General features: G+C 31.5%; 2 protein-coding genes. Both read left to right on the forward strand.

Translation table 11 applies throughout. The annotated features are described in order from the left end of the window. The coding region (locus HMPREF9075_RS13790; protein WP_009415160.1) for a hypothetical protein at nt 1-194 on the forward strand (194 nt) is incomplete at its 5' end. After that, complete coding sequence (locus HMPREF9075_RS03680) at nt 181-579, forward strand: hypothetical protein (RefSeq protein ID WP_009415161.1); 399 nt, start codon at nt 181-183, stop codon at nt 577-579. The genes HMPREF9075_RS13790 and HMPREF9075_RS03680, both read left to right, overlap by 14 nt. Nucleotides 580-806: the final 227 nt, after the last annotated feature.

Here is an 806-nt window from a genome sequence, read left to right on the forward strand (position 1 = left end):
GGGCACAAGCTGCAAGCTTGCGCCAGCGGGGGTCTGATTGGCTACCAAGAGCTTCTTCACGTAAAAGAGGAACATATCATTGGGATGAGTATAATCCAAACGCAAAAGCTGGAGATCATGCTTCAGAGGGTTCTCATTTACAAATACATACATTTGAAGGACAAGTAATAAGGATATTTTATGAAGATACATGATGCTTTACCTATAGAGATGAGAGGATGTTTTGCTGAAATAGAAGAAAATAATAGAAGAAGCCAGTTCATAGAGTTGCAATATATTCATTTTGAAATAAAGAAGTATAATTATCTAAAACAAATAGATAGCCTAGAAAATTCAATACTTTGGAAATTTATAAAAATATTAAGGGGTGATTTACCTAAAGAAGATCAATACCTTTATAAAGTTATCACTTATAAAGCTGATCCTACCATAGAAGATATTTTTTTATTTAATGAAAGTATTTCAGATTATAAAGAATTTGTATTTAGAAGTATTGAAGAGGTTTTAGAGTTTTGTTTTATGAAATTTGGAATTACCATGATCAATTTTAAACCCCAAGAAGAGGTTCATATTCCTTAAAGCTCTAATGCATTGGTGATATATCAAACATGTTATTTAAAACTACCTTAACCGGTAAGGTAATGTATCAGATGTGTTGTTAAAATCCCAACAACTTGCCAATCAAAATAATACAAAAGAACTGCCCCACTATATTCCTTTACCCATCATAGAGATAAGCGTTTTTTAAGCCTATAATATGCTCTAAATAGTACGAGGGGAATAGGCAAATTATGAATTTTGAATTG

Source organism: Capnocytophaga sp. oral taxon 332 str. F0381 (assembly GCF_000318275.2).
Classification (GTDB): domain Bacteria; phylum Bacteroidota; class Bacteroidia; order Flavobacteriales; family Flavobacteriaceae; genus Capnocytophaga; species Capnocytophaga bilenii.

Bases quoted from the DNA above. Each gene is read 5' to 3' on its own strand.
- HMPREF9075_RS03680 (WP_009415161.1), top strand. From the start codon at position 181: ATGAAGATACATGATGCTTTACCTATAGAGATGAGAGGATGTTTTGCT.